The following is an 18,804-nucleotide window of genomic DNA, read 5'->3' as shown; positions in this document are numbered from 1 at the left end:
AATTTTACTACATACTAAAAAAACTGTCAGAAATTACTGACAGCCTAATAAAACTTCTATTGTTGCTTTTCGATTACAGTAGCAGCAATTCGTTCAAACTCTTTTTGAATCTCCTCTTTATATGCATCTACTATCGAAAAATCCATAGCAGCAATATAAATTCGTTCTAATTTATCACGAACCGATTTTGCTTTCGCTAAGAAAGACATTGCCTCATTCATTTTTGCTTTATACTGAATGGAAACATCACGAATTTCCTTCGCATATTTCTCATCCGTCCCTGGCGTAACAATAAGGGCATACATATCAATAATTTCATCACCCTCACGACTTGGAAAATATTCATGCGGTGCGGTGCTATCAAAAATTGCAAAGCCTAATTCTCTTACGATAACCATATCAAGACTATTCGGGTCAAATCCGCAATGATATACTTCAACTTCAAATCCTTTTTCTTCAGCTGCCTTAGCTAACTTTTTGAGCATCGTTGATTTTCCAGAGCCTGGGCGGCCTTTTATAAAATAACGATGTGGTAACCCTTCTGTTAAATTAGGAACAAAGTCAACTGCTCCTTTCGGTGTTGCAGCTCCTAAAAAACGATGTTTGACAAGCGATTGTCTCCTGCTTTTATCTGCAAATAATTTCTGGATTAGCTGATCGGTTAGTTCATTTGCTTTATTAAAATCTATATTATCAATATATATCTTCTCCCACTCATCATGTATAACCAATGCCTCTTTAAAACGTGCGTAAGCAGACTGAAAAGCTTTGCTTGCTTCTGAAACAAATCTTTCAATTTCTAATTTCTGCTTTCTTAGTTTATCTGAGTCCCAAGCAATTCCTAAATTTATATACTCTTCAACAACTCCTGGCATTTTTGGCTCAATAACATGCGGTGATGTCCCATCAACAATTCCTACTTTTAATTGTGGGATAATTACACCATCAACCGATTTATTGTCAGAAGAACAATGTAAAAATTCAATATCATATCCTTTTCCAACCCATTCACGACCTATTGCCTTTATTAAAGAAGATTTTCCCGTTCCTGGACCACCCTTTAAGATAAATAATCTGTCTAATCCTTTTAAATTCTCTTCGTATAAATTGTGAAATCCCCTAGCTGTATTACCACCAGCATAATAATTCAATACATTTCCTGTCACTGCACTCACTCCTTCGCAGCATTCTATTTACATAAGCTACAATATGCGAGCAGCTTTATTTGGGTGAATACCTATTTTGTATTGCACATAAAAAGGAAATGAATTACAATTTAACTATCAGAAAATTAAGATTCCGAAACTGAATACTTCTTTATCAAGAGAGGCAGAGGGACTGGCCCTTTGAAGCCCGGCAACCTCAGTTTATACGAACTGAATAGGTGCTAATTCCTGCAAAATGCATTGCATTTTGGAAGATAAAACTCAACTAGCATGTAAAGCTCATCTTTCTTGATACTGAAGGATGAGCTTTTTATTATTTGAAAAACATATATTGGAGGTATGTAAAATGAAAGTAATTGATTTATCACAAACATTTGAAAATAATATGTCTCAATTTCCTGGAACACCTAAAATACAACTAGAAGCTGTTACAAGTGTTGAAGAATCAGGCTATCAAGTTACAGATTTTCATTCTGTCGTTCATGTTGGCACGCATTGTGATGCTCCTGCGCATTTTATTTCAGGCGCAACGACCATCGATCAATTACCGCTGGATCAATTTGTAGGTGAAGCTGTTCTTATTGATGTAACTCATGTACAAGAACGAAAACTACCTAAAGAAGTACTGCACGATGCTGATATAAAAGAAGGAGATATTGTTATTCTCCATTCCAATCTATCTACTAAATGGAACACGGAGGCGTATGAGAAAGAAGCTTTTTATCTTTCTGAAGAATTAGCCGAGGAACTAGTACAATTAAAAGTAAAATCTGTCGGTTTAGATTTTATTTCTCCTGATGAGGTAACGACAGAAACATCACCAATTCATCACATACTACTTGGGAATAATATTTATTTAATCGAAAACTTAACAAACTTAGATGCCATTCACACGAAACGTTTCTTCTTCTCAGCAGCACCTTTAAAAATTAAAGATAGCGACGGTGCTTTTGCAAGAGCATTTGCTGTAATTTTTTAAACAAACTATACAAAAAAGCAAAGATCATCATTGACCTTTGCTTCTATTTTTTTTATTTAAATTAAGAAAGAATTGCTCAACATGAGGACGTAACCAAGCTAAATAATCCTTCTCTTTCTTCTTTGTACAAGCTATTTCTTCCCCATCTACCATTTCAACAAGTTCTAGTTCTAACAGTTGCTTCGTGAATGCTAACATATTCACTTCTTCGGATGGATACTCTTCTTTTAATTTCTCCTCAATTTCCCCCAATAAAAAACCGTCACGCATCATTGCCAATGCATCAATCCAAAGTGGCGGCATTTCATATTTTTCTCCTGTAATTGTGTCTTTTACAGTATAATTCTTTTGCTCTTTTCGAAATTGAATCGTGTGTAAACATACAGTCGAATTTAATGTTAATTCCATCATACCACCTCTTTCATAATATCTGCATAGAAAAAAGGATGCGCGTGCACCCCTTCTTATCTTTTCATAACACTACTGAACCGTTACATGAGCAATCAATCTCATGTCGATATTTTCCTCCATTATAAACGAAGTATTTTATAAAAAAAACCCTTCTTGAAACATTTTATAAAATGTTTATATTTACACAACAAGAACACTTTTCTGAAAAATCTTTTCTCAAATACATTAAACGGTCGGCAGAAAAATTTCTACTTTCGTTCCTACTCCTAGACTACTTTGGATCGTGATACTCCCTTGATGTTCCTTAATAATTTTATATGTAATCATTAATCCAAGTCCTGTACCATTCTCCTTTGTTGTGTAAAACGCCTTGCCGATTTTTTCTAACTTCTCATTCTCTATACCACATCCTTGGTCTTCAACAGAAATACACAAATGTCCTTGCGTTTTTTGATATGCACGGATATGAATTTCTCCACCCTCTGGCATTGATTCTATTCCATTTTTAATGATATTTAATAACACTTGTTTTAATTGCTTATCATCACCGTTTATAGCCGGTAGATTTCCATCTACTTGTAAATTACATTTAACTCTATATTGCGTTGCATAACTTTCCATTAGATGCACAACATATAGAAGGGTGTCTCGTATATTACACCTTTCATAATTTGTTGGCTTTGGTTTCCCTAACAACATCAATTCACTAACAAATCCATTAACCCTTTCAATTTCTTGTAGCATAATGTCGTAGCTCATCGTATCAGTTGGATTTCTTTCTTTTTGCATTTGCGTAAACCCTTTTAACGCTGTTAGTGGATTTCGAATTTCATGGGCAATTGTTGTAGACATAGTCCCAATCACAGCTAAATTTTCCGTCTCTTTCATATTGTTCATCATTTCAACCACTGTTCTTACATAAGATTGAAATCGTTTTAATAAAGAATGTGAAATAATGAAATAAAATACACATAAAACAAGTGGAATTATCACTTTTAAATCTTGTAATAGCAATGTGAAAAATACGTACTTTCCAATTACACTAAAGGAAACTAAATAAAAGTATTTTCTATTCACGAAAACTGGGGCAAATAAAATTAACAACATTTCTACCATACTACCATGTTCAAAAGGTCTATCCGTTCGCAAATAAATCATTAAATTATTAACAAGATTGATAAACATGTATCCAAATAAAAATAAATATTTTACAGAATATACATACCCTCTTTTTTGAAGATATATAGAAATAGGAAATAATGCTATTACAAATATAGGCACACCTATCCCAAGACTACCTTCTGGCCACCCTACCGCTGTTCCACTAATATTCATAGCAGGATATACAAAATAATATATAGCGTCATATAAAAAGAATATAATATAAAATAATAATATAAATACCTTTAAGGCTCTTCTTTCTTCATAAATCAAGCTCTTGTATTTGTTCATATAAAAACTCCCCTTGATCGATACAAAAAACTTTCATTGTTATCTCCTTAAAGTATAAGTATGAAATTGCTTTCAGGGCAATATTTAACCTTATAATACTAAAAGGAAGGAGATCTCTCCTTCCTTTTAGTAACAACTTATATCCACCTTACCCTATCATGTAACAATCCATCAGTAAAATTATTATGCCCTATTACAAAATCCTTCATATATAAATTTAAATACTCACCGTACTTACTTTCTGTATTTAATAACAACTCCTCGACGTAATAAGCACCTTGTTCAAATTGATCTAAAAGTAAACTAGACAAGCCCGCATAAATTCCACAACCTACCTGAAAATACGTTGCATTCGTTTTATATTTACGAAAAACTTGGCTACTATTCATTACATTATACATATATGTCTCACTATTTTCATAAACGAGTAACACACCGACCAAGTCCTCTCCAGCAACCTCTTCTTCCGCTGGATTAAACACTTTACGATTCCAGTTCCATAAATCTTCTACTTGATCTAAGTTCTGTCTAATTATATTTGTTGTATACTCATTAATTCGGTAAAGAAAACCAACTTCCATATTGAAGTTTTTCCCTAAAATTAATACTTCCTCATGTGGCATTAAACAACCATAGAATTCTTTTTCTCCTAACTTCACTTTATACTCTGAAGCATATACATCTTCATAAAAGTAAAGAGGCCGATGATGACTCATATACATCGGATAACTCCAGATTGCTTCATCTAAAAATCGCTCTACTGCCCATGAAGCATAAAGTGTATGTGGCTTTATAAGTGCTGTATCATGCAAAAACGACGTGTCATGTTCTACAATATAACATGCTCTTGGCCTTTCATTTGGTCGTTCCTTCATAAGCTCAACAACCATCCATTGAACAACACCTGGATTCATACCTGAACCTATAATCGCTTTTGTATTTGTAAATTTCTCTTTCTCCTTCTCAAACCTTGTATATCTTTCCGTAAGCTGAAAGCCGATTAAGCTGTCGTCCTGATCTACTGCTTCATTTTCCAAGGCTGAATTAATATAACAAATTCCTAATTCATTACAGCAGCTTAATACTCTAACTGTATCTGCCCCTGAAACATCAATCACAACACTCGTACTTTTTTCTTTTAAATGTTTTTTAAATTCCACTACATTTTGAAGGTTTATCTCATATAAATATAATTGACCTTTCAAATTCGAAAACAACTCATCATAATAAGTCCTATCTTTTTGTTTTATATCCACTAAATGAAATTTGGCATTCTTTAATACTTCATAAATTGGATCTTTTTCATTTGCTATCGCTTGATTTAAAATTGCTAAAACTGCTTTTGCTGCTCCACCAGCACTACCAAGCAATGTAATTGATAACGAATTCGGAAACTGCTCCACGAACAAAACCCCTTTAATAAATTAGTTGAGCAACTCCTCCTCAAAAAATAAATTGAATACATAAAAAGATAGCTCGTACACAATTTTTATAAGTTAGTGCAAAGTTACCTTTTAAAAAATCACACTATACTATGTTTATATTCAATTCATTTTTCCCCTCATCTTCAAATTAAACTAAAACAAATAGGCTCGACCTTTTCTTCTGCATATAAAAGAAAAAGTCAGCCCTTCCAACTAATCTACGGACAATGGACGGATTTTACATGTTGAATATTCACATACATTTTTGCATCACGTGCTTTTGATATTTCAATATGACCTTCATCAATTTTCGCCATTTTTCCAATTTTATTGGACTCCTCACCTAAATCAAACACCATAATTTTCCCAGTCATTTTAATAAGCTGTTCTTCAAATGTTCTAGCTAATGTAATATTTAACGGATTTACGGGGAGTTCATTTTTATTGAGGGCATACGGTACTTGGTTTTCTTTATACGGAATTAACCATTTTAAATGCTTTAAAGATATATATACCGTTTTATAAACCGGACTATAAAAAACAATATAGTCGTTCATCACACTTGTAACATAACCATGTATTGGAGCATTTCCTGCTACATAAACTTCTGTAAAAATCCCTTTAGAAGTACTTAATACTTTTCTCAAAGAAATTGAAGGGGATTCCCTCTTAATTACAGAATCAACATCTGGTTTTAGTATGTCTTCGTCATGTGGTCTTAAAAATTTATAGTATTGTACATGATATAAAGATATATATACATAGTCTTGTCCATTGTAAAGAACAATAATGTCATTTCCTACGTCTATTAATATACCTTTAAACCTTTTTTCACCGATTAATTTAACATATATATTTTCCCCAATACTTTTGTTTAACTCATTCATCTATATCCTCCTTCCTATGAATTTCAGCTTTCCAATCTTCCGTTTCAAAAAAATAATCAGGGCAATGTTCTGTCTTAATAGTAAGTAATTCCTTTTCATACTATCGAAATAAGAAATTGTTCTTCTCTTTCCCTCATAATGCCCCTCTTATTTATTAAACATTATTCATCTTCATTCTTTTTACATTTCACTACTTGACTCACACTCTTAATATGATAATTAATGATATAAATAACTTCATCACCGTTTACTAGCGTAATACATTCTTCATGCACTTCACTTAATAAGCCTTCTACACACTCTGGGCCGCCACGATTAATCTTTACCCACTTATACTTCAAGTCACGTAATACATCGACAAAAGTATCATCATCAGAGCAGAAACATGAAACATAGCCATCGCCACATTTACTTTCTTTCACTTTCTTAACTAGACTTTTCACATGTTTCAATTGGTAATATACTAATTCACCAAGAGGAAGTTGTAATGTAAGGTAATCTCTTCCTAACGATACAAGTACCCCCACTCGACTCTCTGGTCCACGAAGATTTACTTTTACAGTCTCACCGACTAAGCCTTTAATTTGTTCACAGCATAATATACTTTCCAAATTTATATCCTCCTTTCTTATTATCTTCCTCTTCTTGACTGTCTTTGTGCGCGAGCTCGACCTGAATTATTACTTTCACTTTCACTTTCACTTTCACTTTCGCTTTCTTCGCTCTCTCTACAAGGTACTGTTACACTCTTAATATGAGATACTGCAACTAATATAACTTCTTCTTTTACAATTAGTGTCACAAATTCACAAGAAACATCTTGTAAAATACCTTCAACTTTCTCTGGGCCACCACGATTAATTTTCACCCAGCAATATTTGAAGCTTTGAAGTAACTTTTCAAAGTCATCTTCACATTCACATTCCAACCATCTGCAATCATCTGCTTTACAATCTTTCGCATTTTTTGTAATACTTTTCAGATGACGAATCTGATAGTAATAGAGCTCTCCTTTTTCATTCTTTAATACAAAGTAATCCGAACATACAGCGACTATTGTCCCTTTTTGAGATTCTGGACCACCCCTGTTTACTCTCACAAAAGATCCAATTAAGTCTTTCAGAAAATCACAATGAAATAAACTCACGAGAAAACCCCTTCCATTAATTTATAAGCTTTTGCACTGATAGTATATGTATCTGTACAGGTTACGTTCTCTATGTTTGTCCTAGCTAGAAAAAAATATGCTTTTAACATGGTAGACTACTACCTATCAAAATTTGAAGAAAGGCTAAGAACTCCTTATGTTTTTGATATCTTCAAACAAAAAATCCCTTATGAATATACATTTCTGCATATCTTCATAAGGGATTTTCCATAGTTTAATCTTCGTCTTTAACATCCATATCTTCTGGAATTGGTTCGTTCAATATTTCTTCCACTAATTGCTTATATTTCTCCATTTGTTCTAAATGTGTATTAAATTGTTCTTTATTTACTAAATATTGCTCTCCATCGAATAGCGCACGAATTTTCTTTTGCTGAATTAACTCTTCAATATACGATTTTGGTAAATTCAAATACTCCGCAGTCTCTTCTACTGTTATATACAATGCGTTCATTCCTTTATTATTTTTTCATCTATACTGTATCTTACTTTATTTTTGTAAACAAATAAAAAAGATTTTGTAAATGCAGTTCAAAAAGCAGGTAGATGCATTCCATATATTGTATAGTATTATATAGTAAGAATTTTTTAAATATAGAATGGTATTACCCATTTACACAAAGGAGAGTTAACATATGGCTACTCGTCACATCATTACAATGTTAGAAAAAACACTACAAGTTGAAACAGAAAACACAATTTCTCATTTGAATGTATCTTTATCTGATCGTTTTCTTTCTCAAAGCACAGCAATACATGAAAACAATTGTTATCATACAATTGGTGAATGGTACAAAAATCACTTCTTATTCCAACAAGATGATTTCCTTTGGGCTAAATATGCCTTCTATGACGCATATTGTGAAGCCATCAAAAAACAAGGTCATCTTACAAAACGTGTTCGCCAAATATTAGAATCATTAGCTCGAATGCATGGAAAACAGTATATTGCTTCTATACTAAATATGCCATTTCCTAATGAACGCGCTAAAGGGACAGCGTAATTTAGCCATGTTCTGCGTAAGCAAAACATAGCTAAATTGTTTTCTAGGATGCTTTACCAATAAAATGTTCATATCATATGAACTGATGAAACCGGTGTCATTATAATGATAGAAAATATAGTAAACAGGAAAACCCCCACGTACATCTCTCATCCATTTGAATAGAGAAATACGTGGGGGTATACTTGTTCCTTATTATTTCATCATCTGCTTAATCAGTTCGCGATTTCTCTTCTTAAATACTTCATTATGAGAAGAAACCATTCCATACTCACTTGCATCTGGTTGGATAAATTGTTTTGCTTTATTCACAGCATTTCCCGCATCTTGGAATGCACCTGCAATTAAGTGTAGTTTCCCTTCGTGCTTTAAAATATCTCCAGCAGCATATAATCCATCTACTGAAGACTCACTATTTGCATTACCTGCAATATAATAATTATCTATAATTGCAACGTCTAACTCACTATTTTCTAATAATGTAATGTCGCGTTCATATCCATGATTAATAATAACTTCATCAATAGGTAAATGAGAAACCTCACCTGTTTCATGATTTGTTAATTCTACATATTCGATTGCTTCATGATTATCACCAGCAATTAATTTTGTAATCGATGTATTAAAGAAACACTCCGCCGAGCTGTTCATAAGTTGTTTTACTTGTGCTTCATGACCAGATAATTCTTCTTTTCTATACGTTACATACACTTTTTTCGCAATTGGTTCCAATTCATTTGCCCAATCAACAGCAGAATTGCCTCCACCGGAAATAATAACTGTTTTACCTTTGAAACGCTTTAAAGATTTAACTGTATAATTTAAATTCGATACTTCAAATCGCTCAGCACCTTCAATAGATAACTTTTGCGGTTTCAATATACCACTTCCTGTTGCGACGATAACTGTTTTTGAAAAGTGTTCTTCGCCAGTACTTGTTTTTAATGTAAAAGTACCATCTTGATTACGAATAATCGATTCTACTTTTGTATCTAATACAACTTCTGGCTTAAATGTTAACCCTTGCTGTACAAGTTGTTCAATTAACTTATCACCTGTAACTGGCAATAGTCCTCCTACATCCCAAATCATCTTTTCCGGATACACATGTATTTTTCCACCTAAATGTGGTTGAAATTCTATTATTTTCGTTTTCATTTCTCTGAGTCCACTATAAAAAGCTGAATAAAGCCCTGCAGGTCCTCCGCCTATCACGGTTACATCAAACAATTCTTCTCGATTCATTCGTGCTCACTCCTCAGCTATTAATCATTGATTATCATTCTCAATAAAATATAACCTGTTTCCGCAAAATTTACAATCAAAATTACTATTGACAATACACCTATATAAAATTATATTATTTAAAGAATCAATAGTGATAATCATTATCATTTTGTTAATAATTAGCAAATTTGAGATTACATCTTCTTTCATTAATATGGTTATTACTATATTATAAAATCTCATATTCAAGATTTTTAATAAATTATTTTGCATTACCACTACTATTTCAAAAAGATTACAGTTAAACAAATTATTGTATACACATATCATCTATGTTAAAGGAGAAAGACAATGAAAAAGTTATTTATTTCACTAACAGTCCTTTTCGTTCTTGTTATGAGCGCTTGTAGCAATAGCTCTACAGACAAAAAGGACGATGCAAAAGGTAGCAAATCAGAAACAATTACATACCAATCTGAAAATGGTAAAGTAGAAGTTCCTGCAAATCCAAAACGCGTTGTTGTATTATCATCATTCGCTGGTAACGTAATGTCATTAGGTGTAAATCTTGTTGGGGTAGATTCATGGTCTAAACAAAACCCACGTTTTGATAGCAAACTTAAAGATGTTGCTGAAGTATCAGATGAAAATGTTGAAAAAATCGCTGAACTAAATCCAGATTTAATCATCGGTTTATCAAATATTAAAAATGTCGATAAGTTAAAGAAAATCGCGCCTACTGTAACATACACTTACGGAAAAGTTGATTACTTAACACAGCATTTAGAAATCGGTAAGTTATTAAACAAAGAAAAAGAAGCAAAAACTTGGGTTGATGACTTCAAGAAACGTGCACAAGAAGCTGGTAAAGAAATTAAAGCAAAAATCGGTGAAGATGCTACAGTTTCTGTTGTAGAAAACTTCAACAAACAGCTTTATGTATACGGCGAGAACTGGGGCCGCGGAACAGAAATTCTGTACCAAGAAATGAAATTAAAAATGCCTGAAAAAGTAAAAGAAAAAGCATTAAAAGAAGGTTACTACGCATTATCTACTGAGGTATTACCTGAATTTGCTGGTGATTACTTAATCGTAAGTAAAAATAAAGATACTGATAACTCATTCCAAGAGACAGAATCATATAAAAACATCCCAGCAGTAAAAAATAATCGCGTATATGAAGCAAACATGATGGAATTCTATTTCAATGATCCACTTACATTAGATTTCCAACTAGACTTCTTCAAGAAGAGCTTTCTTGGTAAATAATACAAACATGAGGAATTCTTAAATTAAGAATTCCTCTTCCTTTATTCTATGAACAGAAAAGATGTGAAACGAATGACAAAAGATCACGACAATCCACGTTCTATAGCTTTTACATACAAACTAATTTTGAGCATAATTGCATTCTTTCTTATTTTTATGGTGGCAATGGTATTAGGGGCTGCCGATACTTCAATAAAAGATGTATGGTTAGCGCTCACTTCCTCTGCTAAAGGGGACAAAATATCTATTATTCGAGAAATTCGTTTACCACGTGAAGTAGCTGCAATTTTTGTAGGAGCTGGACTTGCTGTTTCTGGAGCAATTATGCAAGGATTAACACGAAATCCGCTTGCAGATCCTGGATTACTAGGGCTATCTGGTGGAGCAAATGCTGCACTTGCACTGACACTTGCTTTCAACCCTTCCATCAGCTATCTTTACTTAACATTAGCTTGCTTTATCGGTGCTGCAATCGGTGCGATTATGGTATTTGGAATTGGTATGGTGAAAAAAGGCGGGCTGTCCCCTCTTCGAATTGTATTAGCCGGTGCTGCCGTTTCAGCATTTCTACTCGCAATTTCAGAAGGAGTCGGCATTTACTTTAAAATTTCACAAGAGGTATCACTTTGGACTGCTGGGGGCGTAATTGGAACAACTTGGGGCCAATTAAAAATTATTATTCCAGTCATTTCAATTAGTATCTTTATCGCTATCTTACTAGCAAAAAAATTGACAGTTCTTAGCTTCAGTGAAGAAGTTGCTATTGGACTAGGTCAAAAAATTATTGTTATTAAAACCATTCTATTTATCATTATTATATTACTTGCTGGTGCGTCTGTAGCTCTTGTCGGAAATATGGCATTTATCGGCTTAATGGTACCTCACATGGTACGCCCAATTGTCGGTCCAGATTACCGATTTGTTATACCGATGTCAGCAATTGCTGGAGCTTCCTTTATGCTACTTGCAGATACAATCGGACGTACTATTAACGCTCCATACGAAACACCAGTTGCAGCAATTGTCGCGATTGTAGGGTTACCATTCTTCCTATTCATTGTACGTAAAGGAGGAAAAACATTCTCATGATGCAATCTATTTTAAGAAAACAGCGTCTCATTATACTCACTTTACTTATAGTAATCATCACAACCATTGTAGTTGGAATGGGACTTGGTTCAGCATCTTTATCTTATGATCGACTACTCCCAACATTAATGGGGCAAGGGACGTTTAAAGAGGAGTTTGTTTTATACTCTTTAAGGCTACCTAGAATTGTCATTACATTATTAGCTGGTATGGCTCTCGCTTTATCAGGAGCTATTCTTCAAGGAATTACTCGAAATGATTTAGCTGAACCTGGTATTCTTGGTATTAACTCTGGGGCCGGTGTTGCTGTTGCTATTTTCTTTTTATACTTTCCAATAGATGTAGGTTCATTTCTCTACTTACTACCTGTAGTTGGATTTATCGGAGCATTTCTGACAGCTGTTCTAATTTACGTATTTTCATATAGTAAATCAACTGGACTTCAGCCAATCCGATTAACATTAACCGGTATCGGTTTTGCATTTGCACTATCTGGAACGATGATTGTCCTTATCTCATCCGCAGATCGTATGAAAGTAGACTTTATTTCAAAATGGATTGCCGGAAATATTTGGGGAGATGACTGGATATTCGTTTTAGCAATGCTCCCATGGCTAATCGTATTAATTCCGTTTGTTTTCTATAAAGCAAATCGATTAAACATTTTAGCATTAAACGAACCAGTCGCAATCGGTGTTGGAATTGAAATTGAAAAAGAACGTAGGTACTTATTAGTTGCAGCTGTTGCTCTTGCAGCTGCAGCTGTTTCCGTAACAGGAGGAATTAGCTTTATCGGATTAATGGCTCCTCATATCGCGAAATCTTTAGTAGGTCCAAGACATCAAATCTTCATGCCTATCGCCCTTTTAATCGGCGGATGGCTATTATTATTAGCAGATACAATTGGAAGAAATATCGTTGATCCTAATGGCATTCCAGCAGGTATTGTCGTTGCTTTAATTGGGGCTCCTTACTTTATGTATTTGTTGCTTAAAAAAGCTTAAAAGACACCCTCAAGATTTTTTCTTGAGGGTGTCTTTGTTTCATTCTACTGCTGCCCATATCCTTCAAACTTCTTCGCCAAATTCTCCATCTCATCTTCTGGCAATAACTTCGGTTCTCCGACGCTTTTCGTTTGATAATAAATTTGTGCACAAAACTCAATTTCTTCCGCAACAGTAAATGCCATTTTTATATTATTTGCACCTGCAATTAAACCGTGATTCGCAAGTAAAACAGCACGGCGATCAATCATGCCTTCAAAAGCAGCCTCTGCTAATTGCTTCGTACCAAATGTTTCATACGGTGCACAGCGCACATTCGGACCTGCAAAAGCAATTAAATATGACACAGCCGGAAGCTCCCATCCTAATGACGCAATCGTCTTCGCGTAAGGAGAATGTGTATGCACAAGCGCATTTATATCTTCACGCTTCCTATAGTAAATAAGGTGCATATCTAATTCACTTGATGGTTTTCTCTCTCCTTCTACTACTTCACCACCTAAGTTTAATATAACCACATCTTCAGGCTTTGTTTCATAATACTCTAAACCACTTGGGCTAATCGCAACAAGACCTTGTTCACGATTAAAGATACTAATATTACCGCCCGTTCCCTTTGTTAAACCACTAGAAATCATTTTCTTTCCATACGCTACAATTTCTTCTCTTTCTTTTTGTAATAACATATACATCCCCCTAAGTATGAAGCTTATGATGACTGACTTTTATATTTATCTATTTATTGAAATAGCTTTTTTAAATTCTCCGTAAACGGTGCCTTTACAATCCCTTTTTCTGTAATAATCGCTGTTACATTTTCATGTGGAGTAACATCAAATGCTGGATTATATACTTTACTTTCTTTCGGAGCAGAATATTGTCCGAAGCGATTAATCACTTCAGAAGCATCTCTTTCCTCGATGGGAATTTCTTTTCCTGTCGGTGTTTTCAAGTCGATTGTCGGCGTTGGCGCTGCTACATAAAACGGAATGTTGTAGTATTTCGCTAAAATAGATACGCCTAATGTTCCAATTTTATTTGCTATATCACCGTTCGCTGCCACACGGTCGCATCCAACAATTACGGCGTCAATCTTCCCTTGTGACATGACCATAGCTGCCATATTATCCGTAATGACAGTAACATCAATTCCCGCTCGCTGTAGTTCTAATGCCGTTAACGTTGACCCTTGTAATCTTGGACGTGTTTCATCCGAAAAGATTTTTAAGTCCCATCCTTTTTCTTTTGCTAAGTACATTGGAGCCGTCGCAGTACCATACTTAGTCGTCGCTAACGCACCAGCATTACAATGTGTTAATACTCCCATTCCATCACGGAATAATGTTAATGCATGTTCTCCAATTTGACGGTTAATTTCTTCATCTTCTCTATGAATTTCTTTTGCCTCTTCTAGTAATCTATCTTTCAACTGTAAGATTGATAAATGAATATTATCTGCCGCTACACTTTCCATTCTTTCAAGTGCCCAAAATAAATTTACTGCAGTCGGTCTTGATGTCGCCAAGTATGTACATACCTTTCTTACTTCATCCATAAATCCTTCTTCCGTACTTTCAGCAAATTCCTTTACCCCTAAATACACTCCATAAGCTGCTGAAACACCAATCGCTGGTGCACCTCGTACTTTCATTACTTGAATGGCATTCCACACACTTTCAGCTGTTTTAAATGATTCATAGACAATTTCATTCGGTAATAACGTTTGATCTAACAAAACTAAAGCATCATCTTTCCACTGAATTGGTATTAATTGCTCTTCCATCATATTCTCCCCTTACTCCGCGTAGTGCATTGACTGTTCTTTTAACGTTTCTACAAAACTTGTACCTGTTCTATATTGATTCGCTCGTAAAATAAAACTCTTCGCTACTTTAAGACAAATTCGCTCCGCTCTAGCACGTGCTTCCTCATTCTCAATACAAGTAATATCTTTTACTTTCGCTAATCCAACAATACGGCGGATTAATTCAAGACCTGTCACTGCAGCTGTATCCTCTAATACAGATTGTAAATATACTTCGTTAAAGCCTTCTTCCTTCGCCATAATCTCGGTCACATGAATATCCCAAGCATCTAAAAACTTCTTCTTAAATAAATCAATTACCTCTACCATCGTAGTTTGTAACCAATCCATATACGTATCTTTCTCAGCTCCAGGTGGCATCGTTGCATCTGCATTCACCCAAGCAAACATTAAATTCGCCATTACATTCCCAACGTCATATCCCATAGGTCCATAAAAAGCAAACTCAGGATCAATAACCTTTGTAGAATCATCTCTTACAAAAACAGAACCAGTATGTAAATCACCATGAAGCAATGCCTGTGCATTCGTCATAAAAGAAAATTTACGTTTCGCTACTTCCATACGAAGCTCTTTATCACTATAAATATGCTCCCTAATCCATCCCTCATTTAAAGGAAATAACTCATTACGCTTATTATGATTTGTAAATGGTTCTGAATATACGAGGTCCTCTGTAATCTCACATAATTCAGGATTTATATAATTCTTCACAAGTTCCTTCTTCTCTTTATGATTCATTACAACATCAGATGTTAATAAAAGTGTATTTACCATAAAAGTAGTTAAGTCGTCAGCAAGCTGCGGAAATATTTGATGATTTATAAGTGCTGTACGTAATATTGTGTGATCCGATAAATCTTCCATTACGCAACAGTTCATCACACTATCAAATAAATACACCTTAGGAACAAGTCCAGGTGCTAACTCATCCTCTAACTGCAAAACATCTGATTCTATGCGAATACGATTCGTCGACAACTTAAACTCATCTGAAATGCGAGCTGTATCCCCAGCTTGCTTTACGATGACAGAGATGTTCTCTTTTTCATCCCAAACGCGGAACACATAATTTAAATTGCCATCACCTATTTCTTTACACTTTAGCCCCTTTGCATGTTCAAACTTAGATAATTTCTCTTTCACATATGCAATCACATCGCTAGCTTCCATTAAAAAATAATTTGTGAACTTAGACATGGTTTCCCCTCCACACCAATTGTAAGCGTTTTCTAAAAGCTATAAAAAATAATAGGTTGAATTTTTTCATCCTATAAATATGTATTCTTCTTTTTGAAAGGTATATCTAGGTTTTATTATATCTCGTTAGCACTTTGAGTCAATATTTCTAACTATCAGCGTAATATACTTCCTAATTATATATTTGAGATGACAAAAATTGTTCAAAAAGATTTCGATTCATTTTATTTTATTTATCGCACAATTCTTTGTAAAATAGAAATAAGCAGTTCCTTTTCAAATACATAACTTCTAAGAAATATTTCCTTCCTAAGAATTTACACTTACACCATATCTCTAACATACACACTACTCTTTCAAACAATCATTGAAAATTTATAAACTTAAAGTTACCTTTCCATTCCCTGTTAGCCTTAATTGAGAATAAATATTAATTAAATCGGTATAAAGTTGGTTTATTCTCTTGACAAAATAACCACTTCTATATGATAATTAATATCGAATTAGAATTATTATAGTTAATTAAAAAATATATTTTATGAGCACACTATTTTTTGATGCTCAAAACCAACATTTAGGAGGAATTTTAATATGTTATTAATCGGCACAGAAGTAAAACCGTTTAAAGCTAATGCTTACCATAATGGAGAATTTATCCAAGTTACTGACGAAAGTTTAAAAGGAAAATGGAGTGTAGTTTGTTTCTACCCAGCTGACTTCACATTCGTTTGCCCAACTGAACTTGAAGACTTACAAAACCAATACGCAACTCTAAAAGACTTAGGCGTTGAAGTATACTCTGTATCTACAGACACTCACTTCACTCACAAAGCATGGCATGATAGCTCAGAAACTATCGGCAAAATCGAGTACATCATGATTGGTGACCCAACTCGCACAATCACTACAAACTTCAACGTTTTAATGGAAGAAGAAGGTCTTGCTGCTCGTGGTACATTCATCATCGATCCAGACGGCGTTATCCAATCTATGGAAATCAATGCTGACGGTATCGGCCGTGACGCAAGCATTCTTGTTAACAAAATTAAAGCTGCTCAATACGTACGTAACAACCCAGGTGAAGTTTGCCCAGCTAAATGGCAAGAGGGTTCTGCAACACTTAAACCAAGCCTTGACCTTGTAGGCAAAATCTAAGGAGTTCGATCAAAATGATACTAGATGCAGATATAAAAACACAACTATCCCAATACCTTCAATTAATGGAGAACGATATTTTACTTAAGGTAAGCGCGGGAGACGATAACGTATCTAAAGATATGTTAGCTCTAGTAGACGAATTAGCTACTATGTCATCTAAGATTACAGTAGAAAAAGTTGAATTAGAGAGAACACCAAGCTTTAGCGTAAACCGCCCTGGTGAAGACACTGGTGTCGTATTCGCTGGTATTCCATTAGGACACGAATTTACATCATTAGTGTTAGCTTTACTACAAGTAAGTGGACGCGCTCCAAAAGTTGAACAAAAATTAATCGATCAAATTAAAAACATTCAAGGCGAATATCATTTTGAATCTTATATCAGCCTAAGTTGTCATAACTGTCCTGATGTTGTACAAGCTCTTAACGTAATGAGCGTTCTTAACCCTGGTATTACACATACTATGATTGATGGCGCTGCATTCAAAGAGGAAGTAGAAAGCAAAGACATCATGGCAGTACCAACTGTTTACCTAAACGGCGAATCTTTCGGAAGCGGTCGTATGACACTTGAAGAAATTTTAGCTAAAATGGGTAACGGTCCAGATGCATCAGAGCTTTCTGATAAAGATCCATACGATGTTCTTGTTGTTGGTGGGGGCCCTGCTGGTGCAAGTGCAGCAATTTACGCAGCACGTAAAGGCATCCGCACTGGTATCGTTGCTGAGCGCTTCGGTGGTCAAGTAATGGATACTATGGGCATTGAGAACTTCATCAGCGTAAAAAAGACTGAAGGTCCTAAGCTAGTAGCAAGCCTTGAAGAACACGTAAAAGAATACGACATCGATGTAATGAATCTACAACGTGCGAAACGTTTAGAGAAAAAAGAACTTATTGAAGTGGAACTTGAAAACGGCGCTATTCTGAAAAGTAAGAGCGTAATCGTTTCTACAGGTGCTCGCTGGCGTAATGTTGGCGTACCAGGTGAAGCTGAGTTCAAAAATAAAGGTGTAGCATATTGCCCACACTGTGACGGTCCATTATTCACTGGAAAAGACGTAGCAGTTATCGGCGGAGGTAACTCTGGTATTGAAGCAGCTATCGACTTAGCAGGTATCGTTAAGCACGTAACTGTTCTTGAATTCATGCCAGAATTAAAAGCTGATGCTGTATTACAAGAGCGTCTTAACAGCTTACCAAACGTAACTGTTCTGAAAAACGTTCAAACGAAAGAAATCACTGGTACTGATAAAGTAAACGGTATTTCTTACATCGATCGTGAAACTGAAGAAGTTCATCACGTTGAATTACAAGGTGTATTCGTACAAATCGGTCTTGTGCCAAACACAGACTGGTTAGGCGAAACAGTTGAACGCGTTCGCGGTGAAATCGTAACAGACAAGCACGGCGCTACAAACGTACCAGGAGTGTTTGCTGCAGGTGACTGTACAAATAATCCGTACAAACAAATCATCATCTCTATGGGTTCAGGTGCAAACGCAGCTTTAGGTGCATTTGATTACTTAATCCGTAACTAATAA

19 protein-coding genes and 1 riboswitch are annotated in these 18,804 nt (G+C 34.8%); of the genes, 7 read left to right on the top strand and 12 right to left on the bottom strand.

All coding sequences use genetic code 11. The features are described 5' to 3' along the window. Positions 1 to 56 precede the first annotated feature (56 nt). Positions 57 to 1,166, bottom strand: coding sequence for a PRK06851 family protein (locus NST27_RS02010; protein WP_047385546.1), 1,110 nt, complete (start codon positions 1,164 to 1,166; stop codon positions 57 to 59). Between the two features lie 148 nt (positions 1,167 to 1,314). Continuing rightward, a riboswitch (SAM riboswitch) is annotated at positions 1,315 to 1,427 on the top strand. Between the two features lie 85 nt (positions 1,428 to 1,512). Between NST27_RS02010 and NST27_RS02005 the strand changes: the two genes are divergently transcribed. Next, on the top strand, positions 1,513 to 2,145 hold the full coding sequence (locus tag NST27_RS02005; protein WP_047385544.1) for a cyclase family protein: 633 nt from the start codon (positions 1,513 to 1,515) through the stop codon (positions 2,143 to 2,145). A gap of 27 nt (positions 2,146 to 2,172) precedes the next feature. Here the strand turns inward: NST27_RS02005 and NST27_RS02000 are convergent, their stop codons facing one another. The 7 genes from NST27_RS02000 to NST27_RS01970 form a co-directional block, all read right to left on the bottom strand. After that, the gene (locus NST27_RS02000; protein WP_000424119.1) at positions 2,173 to 2,553 is read right to left on the bottom strand and encodes a hypothetical protein; all 381 of its coding nucleotides are present in this window, start codon (positions 2,551 to 2,553) and stop codon (positions 2,173 to 2,175) included. A gap of 228 nt (positions 2,554 to 2,781) precedes the next feature. Continuing rightward, entirely contained in the window at positions 2,782 to 4,008 is a 1,227-nt protein-coding gene (locus NST27_RS01995; protein WP_001046106.1) for an ATP-binding protein, read from the bottom strand. Positions 4,009 to 4,145: 137 nt separating this feature from the next. Further along, a complete protein-coding gene (locus NST27_RS01990; RefSeq protein WP_000434718.1) occupies positions 4,146 to 5,411 on the bottom strand; it encodes a hypothetical protein in 1,266 nt (421 codons plus the stop codon). Positions 5,412 to 5,650: 239 nt separating this feature from the next. Next, positions 5,651 to 6,319 carry a hypothetical protein gene (locus NST27_RS01985; RefSeq protein ID WP_001004268.1) on the bottom strand — a complete coding sequence of 223 codons (669 nt, stop codon included), beginning with the start codon at positions 6,317 to 6,319 and terminating at the stop codon, positions 5,651 to 5,653. A gap of 161 nt (positions 6,320 to 6,480) precedes the next feature. Beyond that, positions 6,481 to 6,930 (bottom strand): hypothetical protein, encoded by a 450-nt coding sequence (locus tag NST27_RS01980; RefSeq protein ID WP_000443836.1) that lies wholly within the window; start codon positions 6,928 to 6,930, stop codon positions 6,481 to 6,483. 20 nt (positions 6,931 to 6,950) lie between these two features. Beyond that, positions 6,951 to 7,466 (bottom strand): hypothetical protein, encoded by a 516-nt coding sequence (locus NST27_RS01975; protein WP_000051532.1) that lies wholly within the window; start codon positions 7,464 to 7,466, stop codon positions 6,951 to 6,953. 235 nt (positions 7,467 to 7,701) lie between these two features. Continuing rightward, positions 7,702 to 7,941, bottom strand: coding sequence for a helix-turn-helix domain-containing protein (locus tag NST27_RS01970; RefSeq protein ID WP_001998970.1), 240 nt, complete (start codon positions 7,939 to 7,941; stop codon positions 7,702 to 7,704). Between the two features lie 181 nt (positions 7,942 to 8,122). Between NST27_RS01970 and NST27_RS01965 the strand changes: the two genes are divergently transcribed. After that, positions 8,123 to 8,491, top strand: a complete 369-nt coding sequence (locus tag NST27_RS01965) for a hypothetical protein (RefSeq protein WP_000235475.1) — start codon at positions 8,123 to 8,125, stop codon at positions 8,489 to 8,491. A 195-nt stretch (positions 8,492 to 8,686) separates the two neighbouring features. Here the strand turns inward: NST27_RS01965 and NST27_RS01960 are convergent, their stop codons facing one another. Beyond that, the gene (locus NST27_RS01960; protein ID WP_001078268.1) at positions 8,687 to 9,736 is read right to left on the bottom strand and encodes an NAD(P)/FAD-dependent oxidoreductase; all 1,050 of its coding nucleotides are present in this window, start codon (positions 9,734 to 9,736) and stop codon (positions 8,687 to 8,689) included. A gap of 333 nt (positions 9,737 to 10,069) precedes the next feature. On the opposite strand from NST27_RS01960, the gene NST27_RS01955 reads away from it, so the two are divergent. The 3 genes from NST27_RS01955 to NST27_RS01945 are packed head-to-tail and all read left to right on the top strand — an operon-like array spanning position 10,070 to position 13,080. Next, positions 10,070 to 10,987 (top strand): iron-hydroxamate ABC transporter substrate-binding protein, encoded by a 918-nt coding sequence (locus tag NST27_RS01955; protein WP_000732594.1) that lies wholly within the window; start codon positions 10,070 to 10,072, stop codon positions 10,985 to 10,987. A 48-nt stretch (positions 10,988 to 11,035) separates the two neighbouring features. Further along, on the top strand, positions 11,036 to 12,076 hold the full coding sequence (locus NST27_RS01950; protein WP_001986097.1) for a FecCD family ABC transporter permease: 1,041 nt from the start codon (positions 11,036 to 11,038) through the stop codon (positions 12,074 to 12,076). Beyond that, a complete protein-coding gene (locus tag NST27_RS01945; RefSeq protein ID WP_000983759.1) occupies positions 12,073 to 13,080 on the top strand; it encodes a FecCD family ABC transporter permease in 1,008 nt (335 codons plus the stop codon). Before NST27_RS01950 ends, NST27_RS01945 begins: the two co-directional genes overlap by 4 nt. A 44-nt stretch (positions 13,081 to 13,124) precedes the next feature. Here NST27_RS01945 and NST27_RS01940 read toward each other — a convergent pair whose 3' ends face one another. From NST27_RS01940 to mtnK, 3 genes are read right to left on the bottom strand one after another with little or no spacing between them, the layout of a single operon-like run. Continuing rightward, a complete protein-coding gene (locus tag NST27_RS01940) occupies positions 13,125 to 13,766 on the bottom strand; it encodes an L-fuculose-phosphate aldolase (RefSeq protein WP_000926564.1) in 642 nt (213 codons plus the stop codon). 53 nt (positions 13,767 to 13,819) lie between these two features. Then, a complete protein-coding gene (mtnA, locus tag NST27_RS01935; RefSeq protein WP_001986279.1) occupies positions 13,820 to 14,866 on the bottom strand; it encodes an S-methyl-5-thioribose-1-phosphate isomerase in 1,047 nt (348 codons plus the stop codon). A gap of 9 nt (positions 14,867 to 14,875) precedes the next feature. Continuing rightward, positions 14,876 to 16,105 carry an S-methyl-5-thioribose kinase gene (gene mtnK, locus NST27_RS01930; RefSeq protein ID WP_000033274.1) on the bottom strand — a complete coding sequence of 410 codons (1,230 nt, stop codon included), beginning with the start codon at positions 16,103 to 16,105 and terminating at the stop codon, positions 14,876 to 14,878. Between the two features lie 591 nt (positions 16,106 to 16,696). Between mtnK and ahpC the strand changes: the two genes are divergently transcribed. Together ahpC and ahpF are read left to right on the top strand one after the other, a co-directional pair. Continuing rightward, the gene (gene ahpC, locus NST27_RS01925; protein ID WP_000924420.1) at positions 16,697 to 17,260 is read left to right on the top strand and encodes an alkyl hydroperoxide reductase subunit C; all 564 of its coding nucleotides are present in this window, start codon (positions 16,697 to 16,699) and stop codon (positions 17,258 to 17,260) included. Between the two features lie 14 nt (positions 17,261 to 17,274). Next, a complete protein-coding gene (ahpF, locus tag NST27_RS01920) occupies positions 17,275 to 18,801 on the top strand; it encodes an alkyl hydroperoxide reductase subunit F (protein ID WP_000599501.1) in 1,527 nt (508 codons plus the stop codon). The last annotated feature ends 3 nt before the right edge of the window (positions 18,802 to 18,804 follow it).

The sequence above is a fragment of the Bacillus sp. FSL W8-0770 genome (assembly GCF_038008705.1).
GTDB classification, from domain to species: Bacteria; Bacillota; Bacilli; order Bacillales; family Bacillaceae_G; genus Bacillus_A; species Bacillus_A cereus.
Note: the sequence above shows the minus strand (reverse complement) of the source record. Positions and strands in the feature narration are given on the sequence as shown.